The organism is Anaeromyxobacter dehalogenans 2CP-1, assembly GCF_000022145.1.
Taxonomy (GTDB): Bacteria; Myxococcota; Myxococcia; order Myxococcales; family Anaeromyxobacteraceae; genus Anaeromyxobacter; species Anaeromyxobacter dehalogenans.
The window spans coordinates 3,146,992-3,164,140 of sequence record NC_011891.1 but is presented as its reverse complement, the minus strand read 5'-3'; the positions used below and the strand labels follow the sequence as shown (position 1 = coordinate 3,164,140).

Below are 17,149 nucleotides of genomic sequence, written 5' to 3'. Positions count from 1 at the left end.
TGCGCCTCGGGGCCATTCGCCGTATGGATCCGGCCGTGGCGTACCTGGGCGACATCGTCCGCCGCCGGCGCGCGGGCCGTTTCGAGGTGACCGAGGCGCTGTTCGCGGGCGGGGAGGCGCTGCCTCCGCACCGGCACGAGCGCGCCTACGTCTCGTGCCTGCTCTCGGGCACGTACCGGGAGCGGACCGCCGCCGGCGAGCGCGACTGCGCGCTCGGGACCGTGATCTGGCACCCGCCGGGCGAGGCCCACGAGGACCGGTTCTCGCCCTCGGGCGGGCACCTCCTCAACGTGGAGCTGCCGCCCGGCCTGCTCGAGGACGCGGGGGTGCGGCCCGCGCCCGGTGGCGCCGGACGCGTGGCGCGCGGGGGGGTGCCGTACGCGGCCGCGCTGGGGCTGTTCCGCGCGCTGTCCGGCGCCGGTCCGGCCGCCGAGGACGCGGCGCTGCAGCTCGCCGCGCTCGCGCCGGCCGCCTCGGAGGCGGGGCGGCCCGCCTGGCTCCGGCGGGCGGTGGAGCTCCTGCACGACCGGTCCGACGAGCCGCTCGGGCTCGCCGACGTGGCGCGGGAGGCAGGCGTCCACCCGGTGCACGTGGCGCGCACGTTCCGGCGCGTGCTGGGGTGCACGATGGGCCAGTTCCTGGCGGGCGTGCGGCTCCGGCGCGCCTTCGACCTGCTCGCCGAGCCCGGGCGGACGGTGACCGAGGCCGCCGCCGCGTGCGGGTTCGCGGATCACCCGCACCTGGCGCGCCGCTTCCGGGAGGCGACCGGGCTGACGCCCAGCCAGTACCGCGCCGCGCGGATGGGGCGTGCGCGGGCGCCGTCGCGCCGAGGTTAAGCCGGTACAAGCCGGCGGCGCCGCCGGCCTGCTATGCCGGCGCTCATGATCGCACCTCGCGCCACCGACCGCCTCGCCTTCCTCTCCGCCCTCGCGCTCGTCGCCGCGGCGCCGGCCGTGACGCCCGCGCTGCCCGTCCAGGCTTCGCCCGCCCCTCGCGTCACCGAGTGGGAGGTCACCGCCGCGCCCGCCTACGACGCGCTCTGCCTGATCGGCGTGCTGGGCGGCGATCCGTTCTACGTGCGGTTCTTCGAGGAGGAGTACCGCCACTTCGACGCGCGGCTCACCCCCGCCGAGCGCGACGCCTTCCGAGCCGTGAAGCGGATCCTGAAGGACGAGGCGGCGGGCATCGTCTCGGCGCGCCTCGGCCTCGTGTTCTCGGCCGCCGAGGCGGGCGGGCTCGGCGCCGCGCCGCCCCGCGCGCGCGGCGCGATCGCGTGGCTGCTGCGGGTGGCGCGCGTTCCGGCGCGGGCGCGGGCCGCGCTCGAGCGCACCCCGTACTGGAGCGAGGAGGGTTGGGCCACGTACGAGCGCGCCCGGCCGCACCTGATCCGCGCGCTCCAGGCGCTCGGCCGCGCCGGGTTCGAGGACTTCTGGGAGCGCCGGGCGCGCCCGCGGATCGAGCGGCGCATCGCCGAGCTGGCTCCGTTCCTCCGCCCCCACGACGTCGTCCCGGCCGTCGAGGCGCGGCTCGGGAAGGCGCTTCCATCGCGCCGCATCACCGTCCACGTGCTCGCGTTCGCGAGGCCGCACGGGATCCGCATCGTCGGGACCCGGTTCCTCGCCGACGTGACGTTCCCCTCCGACGTGATGGTCCGCAACGCGATCCACGAGATGATGCACCCACCGTACGAGGCCACGCGCCCCGAGATCGCGCAGGCGGTGGCGGCGCTCGGGGCCGATCCGGTCATCCGGGCGCGCGTGGACCACCACGATCCCTCGTTCGGCTACAACACCGTCGAGGGCTACGTGGAGGAGGACGTGGTGGAGGCCATGGAGGGCGTGGTCGCGGAGCAGCTCGGCGTCGGGCGCCCGGATCAGGCTGGCTACTGGCGCGAGCACGACGGCGGCATGCACGTGCTCGCCGCCGCGCTCTACGTCGAGCTCCGGCGCGCCGAGGCGGCCGCGGGCGGCCCGGTGGTGGTCCCGGCGTTCCTGGTGGACGCGGTGCGACGCGGCGACCTCACCGGCGAGCGGCTGGCGCGCACGGTCGAGGCGTTCCTGGGGCCCGGCGCGCTGGCCGGGGCGGCGCCGACGGCGGGACGGTGATCCGCCGCCGGCGCGCTCGGGCCTCAGCGCGACTCGTACGCGCCCAGGTCGTACCCGGCGCCGCGCGGGCGCGCCGACAGCTGGTAGTCGAGCCCGGCGTCGCGGAGGGCCGCGCCGGCGTCCACGGCCGGCGAGCCGGAGCCGAGCGAGAAGTCGCCCCCGGCGGCGTTCGCGAACCCTGGCGAGGAGGTGGCGAGGTTGTGGTCGGCCGCCCACCCGGCGCCGCCCGCGCCCTGGATCAGGGAGACGCTCGAGAGCGTGGCCGCGCCGTACAGGTTGTTGCGGACGCGCAGGTTCGTGACGCTCGAGTTCGTCTGCAGCAGCCCGGAGCCCGAGCCGGCGGTGCCGTCGTACACGGTGTTGTTGTAGATGCGGACGTCGTCCGGGGCGGGGACGCCGGTGTTGCGCTGCGCCCAGAGCACCGACACCGCCGAGGCGGCCGTGTCGTCGAACACGTTGTTCCGCACCATGACGTGGCTCGCCTCGCTCTCGATGTCCGCGACCAGCGACGCCGAGCCGCCGAAGCGGTTGCGCTCGAAGACGACGTGCGACACCGGGCTGCTCTCGGACAGGGCCGAGCTCGGCGAGCCCATCGAGACGGTCCACTGCGACGTGCCGCTCGCCTGGAAGAAGTTGTCGCTGATGGACACCCAGCGCGTCTCCGGGCGGCCGTCGTTGACGACCGGCCCGTGCAGCTTCAGGGCGTGACGCTGCCCGCCCGGCCGCAGCAGCGCGTTGTTGGAGATCACGCCCTTGTGCGCCTGCCACACGCGGCAGACGTGGGTCTGGACGGGGTCGCTCACGACGTTGCCGAGCAGGGCGATCCTGCGTCCGCCGAGGTACATGCCGTAGCCGCCGTTGCCGGGGGACTCGCTGTCCACGACGAACATGCCGTCGTGCGGCGTCGCGTAGATCGGCGTCCAGTCACCCCAGCCGATCCCCACGTACCAGTTGGACGCGCGCAGGCGCAGCACGAGCAGGTTCACGCCCTGGTGAGAGACGTCCGGACCGACCGGACCGGTTCCGGTCGAGAGGCTCGGCCCGCGCATGTCGAGGTCCATGATGCGCCAGTCGGCGCCGGTGCCCCGCGGGCTGAAGACGTTCACGTCCCCGAGCTCGGCCACCGTGAAGATCGGGCGGTTGCCGCTCCCGTACGCGCCGATGATGCCGGGGCCCGGCTTGGTGATGGCATACGCGGCGGACACGGGGAAGGTGTCCCCGCGGCGGAACAGCACCCTCACCGGCCCGGAGGTCGCCAGGGCGACCGACATGGCGCGCGCGACGGTGCGGAGCGGGGTCGCCTCGGAGGTGCCCGCCGCGGAGTCGTTGCCGCTCGCGGCCACGTAGTAGGTGGTGCCGGCGAACGCGGTCACGGTGATGGTCTGGACGTAGGTGCGGACCGTCCCGGTGGTGTCGGCCTGGCTCAGCGAGACCGTGTACGTCCCGGGCGTCTCGTACACGTGGGCGGCGGTGTAGCCGGTGGCCTGGTCCTTCGAGGCGCCGGTCGCGTTCCAGGTCCCGGAGCCCGGATCCCCGAAGCTCCAGCTGTACTGGGTCCCCTCGAGGTCGGACGGCTGGTACACGCCGCTGCTCCAGGCGAACGGCGCGGCGGTGCCGGAGGCGCTGGTGTTCACGGCGTCGAAGAAGACCGCCAGCGGCGCGACGCCCGACGTCCGGTGCGCGGTGGTCATCGGCGTGCCGGTGGGGGTGCCGCCGGTCCCGCCGGTGCTCGTCGTGATCGTGTACGCGGCGGACGCGACCGTGCTGGGCGAGTACCCGGTCCCGGAGCAGATCGCGTTGAGCGTGCCGGTGGCGCTGAACGTGGCGGTGGCGCTCTGGGGCGAGGAGGTGGTGGGCGCGCTCCCGTCGGTGGTGCGGTACGGGACGGTGCCCGCGGTCGGGCAGGTGATGGTGGCCGTGACGCTGCTCGCGTAGGTGCCCGCTGCCGGGTTGATGGACGGCTGCGCGGCGACCGGCGCGGGCGGGGGCGGCGTCGGGGTGGAGGTCGCGGTCGCGGGCAGGACCTCGACGGCGATCATGTTCCAGTCCGCGGTGGAAGGGGCGGAGGTGCCGATGCGGAAGGAACCGGCGGCGGCGGTGGTGGCGCGCTCGACCCAGTAGTCGTTGAGGGCGGGGTCGGAGCGCTCGTCGACGAGGGTGGGGGTGGTGGTGGCGGCGAGGGTGCGGCGGGTGGTGCTGTACCAGTCCTCGCCGACGGCGAGGATCCAGGAGCCGGCGGCGGTGGCGTTCACGGTGAGGGAGGCGGCGGTGCCCGAGCCGCCGCCGGCGGTGACGGCGCCGAGGGTCTGGCTGGCGCCGGCGATGGCGACGACGGAGATGTAGGCCTGGTTGCCGCCGGTCTCGGTGACGGTGGTGGTGACGCCGGTGAGGGCGGCCGACGGGGTGCCGCGGTAGACGGCGACTGCGCCGTTCCGGGTATTGGCGATGGAGCCGACGCGGGTCCAGGCGAGGGTGCCGCCGGTGACGGAGCGGTTGGCCACGGAGAAGCCGGCGTTGCCGGCGGGCGCGTCGGAGGCGACGAAGGCGAGGACCACGTCGCTGGCGGCGAGGGCGTAGGTGGGCGTCGTGGCGGTGCGGGTGCCGTTCGTCTCCGTTGCGACCGGGAAGCCCGCCTTCACGCCGGTGGGCGCGGGCGGGGGCGGCGTCGGGGTGGAGGTCGCGGTCGCGGGCAGGACCTCGACGGCGATCATGTTCCAGTCCGCGGTGGAAGGGGCGGAGGTGCCGATGCGGAAGGAACCGGCGGCGGCGGTGGTGGCGCGCTCGACCCAGTAGTCGTTGAGGGCGGGGTCGGAGCGCTCGTCGACGAGGGTGGGGGTGGTGGTGGCGGCGAGGGTGCGGCGGGTGGTGCTGTACCAGTCCTCGCCGACGGCGAGGATCCAGGAGCCGGCGGCGGTGGCGTTCACGGTGAGGGAGGCGGCGGTGCCCGAGCCGCCGCCGGCGGTGACGGCGCCGAGGGTCTGGCTGGCGCCGGCGATGGCGACGACGGAGATGTAGGCCTGGTTGCCGCCGGTCTCGGTGACGGTGGTGGTGACGCCGGTGAGGGCGGCCGACGGGGTGCCGCGGTAGACGGCGACTGCGCCGTTCCGGGTATTGGCGATGGAGCCGACGCGGGTCCAGGCGAGGGTGCCGCCGGTGACGGAGCGGTTGGCCACGGAGAAGCCGGCGTTGCCGGCGGGCGCGTCGGAGGCGACGAAGGCGAGGACCACGTCGCCGGCGGCGACGGCGTAGGTAGGCGTCGTGGCGGTGCGGGTGCCGTTCGTCTTGGCCCCGATCGGGAAGCCGGGCTGTACCGCCAGGGTGGCGGCGGTCGCCGCGGCGGGGTCGGCCGCCACGCCGTCACCGTCGCTGTCCGTCATGTCGGTCGGCCCACCACATCCCGTGACGATCAGCAGCGCTGCCGCAAGCCCGCACCATCCGTGTCGCATCTTCACCTCCGCGATATCGCGTCCCATGTTCGCGGGACACCCTCGCATGGTGTCGATGTGCCCGATCAAGCGACGGCGTGGGCCCGTGTGCCGCCGTGTGCCGCCCCGGCGTACGTTTTGCGGACGCACGGTTCGCGCGCGCGGACGGTGCGTCTGGGGCGAGCGGCAGCCACCGGGGCGTCGCGGACCTGTGACGCGGTGCTCGTGGAGGCGGCGGGACCCGGTCGCGCCAGCCCCGGGAGACCGGGCCCGAGCGTGCCACCGGGAGACGAAGGGGGCCTACCGGGTCGAACGACGCGGGTCGGCCTCGACGCCACGGTCACCGCGTCTCACGCCGGCGCGGCCGGGACGACCCGCGGGGCGCGGTGGTCCTCGAGGGCAAGAGGCGGTGGTCCGCTGTGAGCCGCGGGGCGACCGGGGGTCGACGGATCGGTACCGTTCCCCGCTGCCTCGGCGCTTCCCTGCTAGCGCACCGCGCCCGAGCCGGCGCCGTCCTTCGTTCGCGTGTCCACCGCGACCCAGTTCACCTCCCAGGTCTTGCCGCCGTCCACGGAGAAGGCCTGCTCGAAGCGGCACGAGTCCGCGGTGACGTCGGAGATCACGAACCGGACCAGGACGGACCGGCCGTCCATCGTCTCCATCGAGTAGAACTCGCCGCGTCCGTTCCGGAACTCGCCCACCGCGGGCGGGCCGAGCGTCCCGCCGCGGACGCTCGCGACGCTCAGGCTCCACTGGCGCGCCTCGGGGTTGTACAGGCGCAGGCTGAGGAGCTCGATCCGGCCCGCGGGGCCGGTGACGTCCAGCTCGACCAGGTTGGCGCGGCCGCCCCACACCTTCCTGACGGCGGTGGTGCCCTCGTACTCGAGCCACGTGGTCGAGCCGGTGAGCGGGGCCTTCAGGCGCTTCACCCGCGTCTTCCAGGTCCCGATCTCGAAGTCGAAGTCGTGCGACCCGTCCCGCTCCGCCGTGGGTGCGCGCGCGGCGGCGGCAGGCGGAGCGCGGCCGGTCTCGGCGATGGCCGGGAGGGAAGGAGCGACGGCCGCCAGTCCGAACGCGATCAGCCTGGCCCGTGCATGCGTGAGCGGGTGCATCGTCTCCCCCTCCGGGTCGTCCAGGCCGCCCGCGTGATGCGAGGGCCGGCGATCGGCGGAACGGAGCGACCCGATAACCCCGGCGCGCCGCTCGCGCACGCCAACTTCACGACACGTGTGGGTTCGCCATCAGCGGCGCGCGCGCGGGGATCACGGCGCCGGCCGCGGCGCGCTCCGTGAAGGGGCCTCGCGCCGCCGCCTCCTGCGGGCCCTGTCCTGGAGGCGGGCCGCGGGGGCGGCGCTCCCGGACGAAGGCCTCGCCGTGGTGCCTCGAAGCCGCCTCCCACGGACCCGGTTCGCAGCGCGGACGCCCTCGCCCGCGACCGCGACGGTCAGCGCAGGCGCAGCACGCGACGATCACCTCTCGCGCGCGGAACCAGCCGGTGCGCGCGGCGAGCATGTCCGAGGCCGCACGTCGCGTCAGCGATACGTGCGGCCTCGTTTGCGAGCGCGCCAGGTGCATCGGACGCCATCCGCGCGCGTCCTGCGATCGAAGTCGCGCGCCGAGCATTCCTTCGCCACGTCGCGAGAGCGGGCGAGGGCGGGAGCGCACACGAGGACCCGCCCCCACGGCCCCCGGCTTCGAGAGGAGGTGCTCGCGTGTTCGCCCATGGCGCGGTGACACGCGCGGAGCGCTGCGGGAGACGGGCGCTGGAGGAGGCCAAGTCCAGCGGGTGACTGCGAGATTACTGAGTGACCCCACGGGGATTCGAACCCCGGTTACAGCCTTGAAAGGGCCGTGTCCTGGGCCTCTAGACGATGGGGTCGCGCGGTCTAGTACCCGACCCTTGGGCTCATGTAAAGGGTCGCGTTTCCCGGACGGGGCGGCGGCCGACTGCGCGGGATCAAGGCGCGCGGCCGGCCGCGCCGGTGGGCTGCGGCGCGGCGCGTGGACCGGGCGCGGGCGCCTGGTACACCGTCCCGCGGACCCAGTCCCAGAGCGGCACGGTCACGTTGAAGTTCCAGCGGTGCATGAGGTGCGGCGCGTGGTGGAGCTGGTGGTGCCGCCGCAGCGTGCGGACGAGCGCGGTCCGCGCCAGCCACCGGTCCTGGGGCAGGTGGTAGGCGAGGTGGAGCCACTCGTAGGAGAGCACGTAGAGCACCACGCTCGCGACCCACAGCGCGGCCAGGTTGGGCTGGCGGAGCCAGACGAAGGCGAGCGTGAGCGGCGAGGTGACGGCGAGGATGGCGAGCAGGCCGTAGGCCGGGAGCAGCACCAGCTTCAGCTCTCGCCAGTCGCGCAGGGCCATGTCGTCGGCGACGTACACCGCGTGGTGCTGCGGCGTGTGGCGAACGTAGAACACCTCGGCGAAGCGCAGCCGCCGGTGCAGCATCCCGCGGTGCGCGGTCCACTCGACGGCGTTGCCGAACACGAGGAAGGCCGGAACGGCGGCGACCTGCCACGCCCCGAGGCCCGCGATGCGCGAGAGCGCGAACGCGGCGATGGCGAGGCCCGCCACCGTCGGGAAGAGCAGGTGCACCCAGGGCGAGTAATGCCGCGGGATCCGGGAGAGCAGCTCGGCGCGGAGCTCCGAACGAGAGGCCTGGGTCATGATCCGCGTCTCCGGGTCGCCGGCGGCGCCGGCAGGGCCGCGAAAAGTTAGGGGCGCGGGCGCCCGAGTCGCAACTGAACGCTGGCGCCCCGCAAGGAGCCCGTCTGTCACGCGCGGTCATGACGCAGCGCGGCGGTGTCCCGGGCCGGGAGCGCCGCCGCGCTGGATCGTCCGTCTGCGCCCGATGCTAGGCCGCGGGCGCCTCCTCGAACAGCCACGTCGTCAGGTACCGCTCGCCGGTGTCGGGCAGCACCACCACGATGAGCTTGCCCGCGTTCTCGGGCCGCCGTGCCAGCTCGCGCGCCGCCCAGGCCGCGCCGCCGCAGGAGATGCCGGACAGGATGCCTTCCTCGCGCGTGAGCCGGCGCCCGAAGTCGCCGGCGTCGGCGTTCTGGACCGTGATCACCTCGTCGATGAGCGAGGTGTCGAGCACCTTCGGCACGAAGCCCGGCCCCCAGCCCTGGATCTTGTGCGGCCCCGGCTTGCCGCCGGAGATCACCGGCGAGTCGGCAGGCTCGGCGGCCACGATGCGGAGCGACGGCTTGCGTGCCTTCAGCACCTGGGCGACGCCGGTGAGCGTCCCGCCGGTGCCGGTCCCGGCGACGACGATGTCCACCTTGCCGTCGGTGTCGCGCCAGATCTCCTCCGCGGTGGTGCGGCGGTGGATCTCGGGGTTGGCCGGGTTCTCGAACTGCTGGAGGATGAGGTGCCGCGGATCCTCGGCCGCGAGCGCCTGCGCCTTCGCGATGGCGCCCTTCATGCCCTCGGCGCCCGGCGTGAGCACCAGCTTCGCGCCGAACGCGGCCAGCAGCCGCCGCCGCTCCAGGCTCATGCTGTCGGGCATCGTCAGGACGAGCTTGTAGCCCTTGGCCGCGGCCGCGAACGCCAGGCCGACGCCGGTGTTGCCGCTGGTCGGCTCGAGCAGGATGGTGTCCGGCTTGATCTTCCCGTCGCGCTCGGCCGCCTCGATCATCGCCACGCCGATGCGGTCCTTCACGCTGGAGGCGGGGTTGAAGCTCTCCAGCTTCGCCACCACGGTCGCCCGGGCGCCGTCGGTGATCCGGTTGAGCCGCACCAGCGGCGTGTTTCCGATGAGCTTCGTGACGTCGTCCGCGATCCGCATGCGCCCTCGCTCCCGCCGGACGTCCGGCGGATTCCGTTATAGCGGACATCCTTAGAAGCGGACGCGCCTCCTGTCAAGCGGACGCGACGGCGGTCGCCGCCGGGAGGGGCGGCCGGACGCCTGCGCGCCGTTGAGACGCGGTCGCGAGCGCGGGTGCGCACCTCACGCACGGTCAAACGCTCCCTGACGGGGACCCGCGTGGCCGGGCCTTGCTGATCGAGGTCAATCCCGCGAGCGTGCGACAGGGCTGCCGCCGCGCCCGAACCTCATGGACCTCGCCACCCTCTGGATCGTCTCCGGCTCCCTCGCCAGCGTCGGCCTGCTCGCGGGCGGCCACCTCGGCCGGCGCTGGGCCCGCGAGCGCCGCGACGCGGCCGAGCTCGAGGCGAAGCGCGCCCGCGGCCAGCACCTGGCCCGCTCGCTCCACCCGATCATCGATCCGAACGTCTGCATCGGCAGCCTCTCCTGCCTGCGCGCGTGCCCGGAGGGCGACATCCTCGGCATCGTGGACGGCGCCGCGAAGCTGGTGCACGCCGACCACTGCATCGGCCACGGGCGCTGCGCCGCCGAGTGCCCGGTCGGCGCGATCCGGCTGGTGTTCGGCACCGCCGAGCGCGGCGTGGACCTGCCCGAGGTCGACGCGTTCTTCGAGTCCTCCCGGCCCGGCGTGCACGTCGTCGGCGAGCTGGGCGGGATGGGGCTCATCAAGAACGCGATCCAGCAGGGGCTCCAGGTGGCGGAGCGGCTGGCCGAGACCGCGTCGCGGCAGGCGCCGGTCGCGGTGGTGGGCGCCGGTCCGGCCGGCATCGCGACCGCGCTCGGCCTGAAGGCGCGCGGCGTCCCGTTCCGCCTCCTCGAGCAGGGCACCATGGGCGGGTCGATCGCCCATTATCCGCGCAAGAAGGTGGCGATGACCGAGCCGGTGGAGCTGCCGCTGGTGGGCCGGTTCGGGAAGCGCCTCATCAGCAAGGAGGAGCTGCTCGCGTCGTGGCAGCGCGTGCTCGCGAAGGCCGGCATCCCGGTGGAGGAGGGCGTCAAGGTCACCGGCCTCGACGGCGAGGACGGCCGCTTCGAGCTTCGCACCGAGCGCGGCACGGTGCAGGCGTCGAAGGTGGTGCTGGCGGTCGGGCGCCGCGGCACGCCGCGGCGGCTGGGCGTGCCCGGGGAGGAGCAGGAGAAGGTCCTGTACGGCCTGCTCGACCCGGAGGCGTTCGACGGCAACCGCGTGCTGGTGGTGGGTGGCGGAGACTCGGCGCTCGAGGCGGCCATCCAGCTCGCCACCGAGTCGAGCGCGGAGGTGACGCTCTCGTACCGCGGCGCCGAGCTGGCGCGCTGCCGCGAGGCGAACCGCGCGCGGCTCCAGGAGCTCGCCGCGGCGCGCCGCGTGCGCGTGCTGCTCGGCTCGCAGGTGACGGCCATCCGCCCGCGCCAGGTGGTCCTCGAAGTGGGCGGGCGCGCCGCCACGCTGGAGAACGACTTCGTGGTGGTGAACGTCGGGGGCGAGCTGCCGGTGGAGCTGCTCTCGAAGGCGGGCGTGGCGCTGCGGCGCTACCACGGCGAGGCGCCCGGACAGGTCCACCGGCCCGCGCGCCCGCGGCCCGCCGCACCCGGCGCCGCCGGCGCCCGGCCCGCCGCCGGCGCGTCGCGCACCGCGGCCGGACGGCGCCGCCGCCGCGCCTTCCACGCCGCCTACGCGCTCGCCGGCCTGGTGATCCTGGCGGTGCTGGCGTGGAAGGGGCGCGAGTACTACCCGCTGGCGCGGGTGGAGCGCCTCCGATCGCCGCTCCACCCCTCGATGAAGCCCGCCGGGCCATGGGGCCACGGCGTCGGCATCGCGGCGACGCTGTTCATGCTCTCGAACTTCCTCTACGCGGTCCGCAAGCGCTGGAAGCGCTTCGCGCCGCTGGGGAGCATCCGCGGCTGGCTCGACTTCCACGTGTTCGTGGGCTTCATGAGCCCGCTCGTCATCGCGTTCCACGCCGCGTTCCAGTCGAACAACCTGCTCGCCACCGGCACGGCGGGCGCGCTCTGCATCGTGGTGGGCACCGGGATCGTCGGCCGGTTCATCTACGGCGCGGTCCCGTCGGACGGGGGGAAGGCGGTGGAGCTGGCCGACCTGCTGGCGCGCTTCGAGCGCTCCCGCGCCGCGCTCGGCCCGCTGCTGCAGGAGGCCGGTGCGCCGGCCCGCGCGCTCCTCGACCGCGCCACCGCGCCGGTCCGCGCCGGCTCGCTGGCGCTGCTGTTCGTGCGCATGCCGGCGGAGTCGCTCCTGCTCCGGCTGCGGCTGCTGCGGGTGCGCGGAAGCTTCCGCGGCACCGGCCACCACGCCGAGTTCCGGGCGACGCTGGTCGCGCTGGCCCGGCTGCGCTGGCAGATCCGCTTCTACGCCTCGCTGAAGCGACTGCTCCGCGGCTGGCGCGTGTTCCACGCCTCCCTGGCCGGGTTCCTGGTCCTCGTCATCGCCGCGCACATCGGCGTCTCCCTCTACCTCGGCTACGGGCTCCTCCACCGGTGAAACCCTCGACCGCAGCGCTCCTCGCGTCGCTCGCGCTGGCCACCCCGGCGGCCGCCGACGTGTTCTCGCCCGGCCCGCTCTCCCGCCCCCACCGCGACCTGGAGGGCCTCCAGAGCTGCACGAAGTGCCACCTCGCCGGGCAGCAGCTCTCGGCGGACACCTGCCTCGCCTGCCACACCGAGCTGAAGGACCGCGTCGCGCGCGGCCAGGGGTTCCACGGCCGGATCCCCGCGGCGGAGCGCGCCTGCGAGAAGTGCCACCACGAGCACCAGGGCCGCGACTTCGCGCTGGTGGACTGGGGGCCGGGCGGGAAGAAGGGCTTCGACCACGCCCGCGCCGGGCTCGAGCTGCGCGGCAAGCACCGGCGGGTGGACTGCGCCCGCTGCCACGACCCGCGCCTCGTGGCGGACCCGGCGGTGGCCGAGATGCTGCGCAAGCAGCCGGAGCGCCGGACCAGCCTGGGCGCGCCGCAGCGCTGCGCCGCCTGCCACTTCGACGAGCACCGGGGCCAGCTCGGTCCCGACTGCGCGCGCTGCCACGGCGAGGACGCCTGGAAGCCGGCGGCGCGCTTCGACCACGCGCGCACCGCCTACCGGCTCGACGGCAAGCACGTGCGGGTGGCCTGCGCGAAGTGCCACGCGGACGTGGTGGAGGCCGCCGGCGCGCCCGGCCCCGGCATGACGCCGCCGGTCCGGTCGGCGGCGACCGCGCGCTACAAGGGCGTGCCGTTCCAGGCGTGCACCGACTGCCACAAGGATCCACACCAGGACCGGCTCGGCCAGGCCTGCGCGAGCTGCCACGTCACCGCCGACTGGAAGCAGGTGACCGGGCTCGGCGCGAAGCGCGCCTTCCACGAGAAGACGCGCTACCCGCTGCGCGGCGCGCACGCGACGGTGGCGTGCGAGGCGTGCCACGGCCCGTGGCCGGGCGAGAAGGCGCGGTACAAGGGGATCGCGTTCGCGCGCTGCACCGACTGCCACGCCGACGCGCACGTGGGCCAGCTCGCCCGCGCCGCGCCGCCCGGCGGCGGGGCCCCGCGGCCCGCCTCGACGGCCGGCGCCGCGGCCGGGGCGGCCGATCCGCGCGCCTGCGACCGCTGCCACGGCGTGGACCGGTTCCTCCCGGCACGGTTCGAGCCGGAGGACCACGATCGCACCGCCTACCGGCTGGAGGGCGCCCACCGCGCGGTGGCGTGCGCGCTGTGCCACCCGAAGGACGCGCGCCTCGCCGCGAAGGTGCCGGCGCGGGTCCGGGAGGAGCTCGGACGCCACCGCCGGCCGGTGACGGTGAGCCTCGCGGCGCTGGATCTGCAGCGCCCCTCCGACTGCCGCAGCTGCCACAAGGACCCGCACGGCCGCCAGTTCGAGGCGCGCACGCGCGCCGAGGGCTGCACCGCCTGCCACGGGCTCGACTCCTTCCGCAAGGTGCGCTTCGACCACGCCCGCGACGCCCGGTTCCCGCTCACGGGCAAGCACGAGCGGACCGCCTGCGGCTCGTGCCACGCGCCGGACGCCGCGGGCGTGGTGCGCTGGCGCGGCGTGCCGCAGGCGTGCGCCGGCTGCCACGCCGACGCGCACGCCGGCCAGCTCGCGGTGAAGGGGCAGGGGACCGACTGCGCCCGCTGCCACGAGACGGCCGGCTGGAAGGCGCCGGCGCCGCTCCGCTTCGTGCACCAGAAGCCGTTCACCGCGTTCACGCTCGACGGCAAGCACCGCGCGCTCGCCTGCGAGAAGTGCCACCCCGCGGTGCAGGTGGACGGGACGGCGGTGCGCCGCTACCGCCCGCTCCCCGTGAAGTGCCAGGGCTGCCACGCCGACTTCCACCAGGGCGCATTCCGGGGGTACGTGCCGTGATCGCCACCGCTCCGCGCCTCGCGCTCGCCCTCGCCGCCTCGGCGGCCCTCGCGGGCGCCGCCGCCCGCGCCACGGCGGCGCCTCCGGGCGCGCCCCCGACCGCGCCCCCGGCGCGCGCCGACCTCGCCGCGCCGCGGCCCGGCCCCGGCGCCCACGGCGGGGACACCGACTGCGGCGCCTGCCACACCGCGGACGGCTGGAAGGCGGTGACGTTCGCGCACGAGCGCACCGGGTTCCCGCTCGACGGGCGGCACCGCGACGCGCAGTGCCGCGCCTGCCACGCGGGCGGCACCTTCGCCGACCCGGTGCCGCGCGCCTGCGCCGCCTGCCACCGCGACGTCCACGGCGGCCGGCTCGGGCCGCGCTGCGCGAGCTGCCACGACCCGACCGCCTGGTCCACCCCGACGTTCGGGCCCGAGGCGCACCGCCGCACCGCGTTCCCGCTCACGGGCCGCCACGCGCTGGTGGCGTGCGAGTCCTGTCACGGCGACCGCCGCGACCGCGCCTTCGCCCGGCCCACGTCGCGCTGCATCGCCTGCCACGAGGCCGACTGGGCCCGCGCCGGCTCCGCCGCGGCCGCCGTGAACCACGACCTGGCCGGCTTCCCGCAGGACTGCCGCGGCTGCCACGGCGCCTGGCGGTTCTCGCCCGCCGGGCTGCCCGCGCACGAGACCTGCTTCTCGATCAAGTCGGGGCCGCACGCCGGCATCCGCTGCAAGGACTGCCACGCCAGCTTCCCGGCGGTGGACTACGCGCAGCCGTTCACCTGCGCGACCGACACCGCCGACTGCCTGCGCTGCCACGGGAACGTCGCGGGCGAGCACGACGGCGTGGCGGGCTTCCAGCTCGTGAACCGCAAGTGCTACGAGTGCCACCGCTTCTCGGCGGCGTTCGGGGGCCTGCACGGAACCGGGGTGCCGAGATGAGGAGCCTTCCGACCATCGCCGCCGCGGCCGCTTCGCTGGCCCTCGCGTGCAGCCAGGGCGGCGACGCCGCGCCGTCCCTCACCATGCCGTCGCGCGCGGGCCACGCCCAGCGCTGGTTCCCGATCGTGGCGGGCACGCCGCACGCGACGGCCACCTGCGACGACTGCCACGGCGCGTTCGACACGTTCGCGAAGTTCGACTGCATCCACTGCCACACCGGCGACCATGCCGACGAGGCGGCGCTGACCACCCGGCACGGCGCCGTGCCGGGCTTCCAGTTCGCGAGCGAGGCCTGCTACGGCTGCCACCAGTCCGGGGTGGGCGTGGATCACGCGAAGCTGTTCCCGATCGTCGCCGGGACGGCCCACGCCACCGCGGGCTGCGCCGAGTGCCACGTGGACCCGGCGAACCGGAGGACCCTCGGGTGCGCCGGCTGCCACGATCACGAGCAGGCCGCCATGGCGACCGCGCACGCGGCGGTGCCGGACTACGCGTTCGACTCGGCGCGCTGCGTCCGCTGCCACGCCGAGGCGCAGGTGGACCGCGTGGCGGCGCACCTGCCGTTCGGGATCGCGCCCGGCCTGAAGCACTCGGGGAGCCGCGCCGCCTGCCTCACCTGCCACCCGGCCACCCGCGCGGACAAGGCCTGGGCGGCGGACTTCGCGGTGAAGGACTGCCTGGTGTGCCACGGCGACACGGAGACGACGTCCCACCACACCCAGATCTCCGGCTACGCCTGGGCCACCGAGGCGTGCATCCGCTGCCATCCGACGGGGGTGAACTGATGCCCGGCGCCCTCGCCGTCGCGCTCGCCGCGCTCGCTGCGCTCGCCGCGGCCCCCGCGGCCGCTCCCGCGAAGCAGCGCCCGCGGCGGCCGGTGCGCGCCGTCTCGACGCCGGCGGCGCCGGTGGCCCGCTCGCCGTCCGCCGAGGACGGGCCCCCCGCGCCGGCGCGCCGGGCGGATCGCCCCCGCGGCACCGGGCAGGTCGCCTACGCCACCGCCTCGCGCGCCTACCTCGACGCGGGCGCCGAGGACGGGCTCGCGGCGGGCGCGGTGCTCGAGCTCCGGCGCAGCGGCGCGCCGGCCGGGCGGTGCACGGTCGAGTCGCTCGCGCCGCACCACGCGGCGTGCGCCGGCACCGGGCTGCGCGCCGGGGACACGTTCCGGTTCGAGCCCGCGGCGCTCGCCGCCGAGGCGAAACAGCTCCCGCCGCCGCCCGGCGATGCGGAGCTGGCCCGGCGCCTGGCGGTCGTCACCGCCGCGGCGGTCCCGCAGGTCGAGTTCCGCGCCGCGCCCGGCGCCGCGTCGGCCCCGGTGCCTCGCAGCCGCACGGCGGAGGTGGGCGCGTCGTACCAGGCGTGGACCGCCTCCACCGCCGGCACCTCGGACCGCGCCGCCATCGACCTCGCCATCCGGGAGGCGGAGCTCGCGCCCTGGCTGACGCTCGACGTGGACGCCCGCGCGGAGCGCTGGCTGCGCCGCGACGCGCCGCGGTTCCGTCCGCGGGACGACACCCAGCTCTACCTCTGGCAGGCGCAGCTCACCGCCACCCCCGGCGACGCGCTGCGCCTCTCCGCCGGGCGCGTGCTGCCCTGGGCCATCCCCGGGGCGACCGTGTTCGACGGCGGCCTGGCCGGCGTGCGCGGGCGGCTGCTCGGCGCGCGCGCCGAGGGCGGCGTGTTCGGCGGGGCGGTGCCCGAGCCCGACACCACCGGGCCCACCACGCGCCGCGCCACCGGCGGCGCGTACTGGATCCTGGACGGCGCGCTCGGCCGCGGCGCCTCCTGGCGGCAGGAGGGGCGCATCGCCATGGTGCGCACGCCGGAGCTGGGGACGCGCGCGGAGGGCTCGCTCACCGGCCGCGTGTTCCTGCGCCGCCTGGACCTCTCGGCCGAGGCGCACGTGGGCGGCGGCGGCAACCGCGGCGGCACCGACCTGGACGCGGCCCGGGTGGACGCGAGCCTCCGGCCGGTGGACGGGCTGCTCCTCGGCGGGAGCTTCCGGCACGCCGGGCTCGCCTGGCCGCAGACGTTCGACCCGGCGGCGTTCCCCGGGCGCGCGCGCGCGGCGGACGGGTTCGTGAGCTGGGACCCGGTGCGCTGGCTGCGGGTGGGCGGCACCGGGGGCTTCTCGCGCGACCGGTCGAGCGGGCTGGAGCGGCGCTGGGTCGGGCCGGAGCTGGGCCTGCCCCGGCTCCTGGGCGCGAGCGGCGGCCTGACGCTGGGATACCTGGAGGAGTCGGGCTGGCTGGACGGCCGGAGCGCGTACGCGCAGCTGCTGTGGCGGCCGCTCCAGGCGCTCCGGCTGGTGGGGCGCGCGAGCTGGTCGCACGACGCGGCGTTCGGCGTCGACCGCGACGAGGTCGGCGTGCTCGCCAGCGCGACCGCGGACCTGGGCCGCCACCTCGGGCTGCGGATCAGCCTGGCGGGCCGCGGCGCGTTCGATCCGGCCGCGGAGGAGGGCGGGAGCATGCCCTACGGGATGACGGGGTTCGCGACGATCTTCGCCGCGTACTGACCGCCGGCGCGCGCGGCGC

11 protein-coding genes and 1 tRNA gene are annotated in these 17,149 nt (G+C 75.9%); 7 read left to right on the top strand and 5 right to left on the bottom strand.

Annotated elements, in window-relative coordinates; all coding sequences use genetic code 11:
* The first annotated feature begins 23 nt into the window (after window positions 1-23).
* Entirely contained in the window at window positions 24-836 is an 813-nt protein-coding gene (locus A2CP1_RS14415; protein ID WP_012633948.1) for an AraC family transcriptional regulator, read from the top strand.
* 45 nt (window positions 837-881) lie between these two features.
* Window positions 882-2,105 (top strand): hypothetical protein, encoded by a 1,224-nt coding sequence (locus A2CP1_RS14410; protein WP_245529785.1) that lies wholly within the window; start codon window positions 882-884, stop codon window positions 2,103-2,105.
* A gap of 23 nt (window positions 2,106-2,128) precedes the next feature.
* Here A2CP1_RS14410 and A2CP1_RS14405 read toward each other — a convergent pair whose 3' ends face one another.
* The 5 genes from A2CP1_RS14405 to cysK form a co-directional block, all read right to left on the bottom strand.
* On the bottom strand, window positions 2,129-5,482 hold the full coding sequence (locus A2CP1_RS14405) for a PKD domain-containing protein (RefSeq protein ID WP_012633946.1): 3,354 nt from the start codon (window positions 5,480-5,482) through the stop codon (window positions 2,129-2,131).
* Window positions 5,483-6,015: 533 nt separating this feature from the next.
* Window positions 6,016-6,642 (bottom strand): hypothetical protein, encoded by a 627-nt coding sequence (locus A2CP1_RS14400; protein ID WP_012633945.1) that lies wholly within the window; start codon window positions 6,640-6,642, stop codon window positions 6,016-6,018.
* Window positions 6,643-7,336: 694 nt separating this feature from the next.
* Window positions 7,337-7,409: transfer RNA gene (locus tag A2CP1_RS14395), tRNA-Glu, on the bottom strand.
* Window positions 7,410-7,487: 78 nt separating this feature from the next.
* Window positions 7,488-8,195: a sterol desaturase family protein gene (locus A2CP1_RS14390; protein ID WP_012633944.1), complete on the bottom strand. Its 708-nt coding sequence runs from the start codon at window positions 8,193-8,195 to the stop codon at window positions 7,488-7,490.
* Window positions 8,196-8,382: 187 nt separating this feature from the next.
* Entirely contained in the window at window positions 8,383-9,318 is a 936-nt protein-coding gene (gene cysK / locus A2CP1_RS14385; RefSeq protein ID WP_012633943.1) for a cysteine synthase A, read from the bottom strand.
* A gap of 268 nt (window positions 9,319-9,586) precedes the next feature.
* Here cysK and A2CP1_RS14380 point away from each other — a divergent pair, with 268 nt between their 5' ends.
* The 5 genes from A2CP1_RS14380 to A2CP1_RS14360 are packed head-to-tail and all read left to right on the top strand — an operon-like array spanning window position 9,587 to window position 17,130.
* Window positions 9,587-11,833 (top strand): NAD(P)-binding domain-containing protein, encoded by a 2,247-nt coding sequence (locus A2CP1_RS14380; protein ID WP_012633942.1) that lies wholly within the window; start codon window positions 9,587-9,589, stop codon window positions 11,831-11,833.
* Window positions 11,830-13,686 carry a cytochrome c3 family protein gene (locus A2CP1_RS14375; protein WP_012633941.1) on the top strand — a complete coding sequence of 619 codons (1,857 nt, stop codon included), beginning with the start codon at window positions 11,830-11,832 and terminating at the stop codon, window positions 13,684-13,686. The genes A2CP1_RS14380 and A2CP1_RS14375 overlap by 4 nt, the downstream gene beginning before the upstream one ends.
* Window positions 13,683-14,612, top strand: coding sequence for a hypothetical protein (locus tag A2CP1_RS14370; protein WP_012633940.1), 930 nt, complete (start codon window positions 13,683-13,685; stop codon window positions 14,610-14,612). Before A2CP1_RS14375 ends, A2CP1_RS14370 begins: the two co-directional genes overlap by 4 nt.
* A complete protein-coding gene (locus A2CP1_RS14365) occupies window positions 14,609-15,397 on the top strand; it encodes a hypothetical protein (RefSeq protein WP_012633939.1) in 789 nt (262 codons plus the stop codon). The genes A2CP1_RS14370 and A2CP1_RS14365 overlap by 4 nt, the downstream gene beginning before the upstream one ends.
* Entirely contained in the window at window positions 15,397-17,130 is a 1,734-nt protein-coding gene (locus tag A2CP1_RS14360; RefSeq protein ID WP_012633938.1) for a hypothetical protein, read from the top strand. The genes A2CP1_RS14365 and A2CP1_RS14360 overlap by 1 nt, the downstream gene beginning before the upstream one ends.
* Window positions 17,131-17,149: the final 19 nt, after the last annotated feature.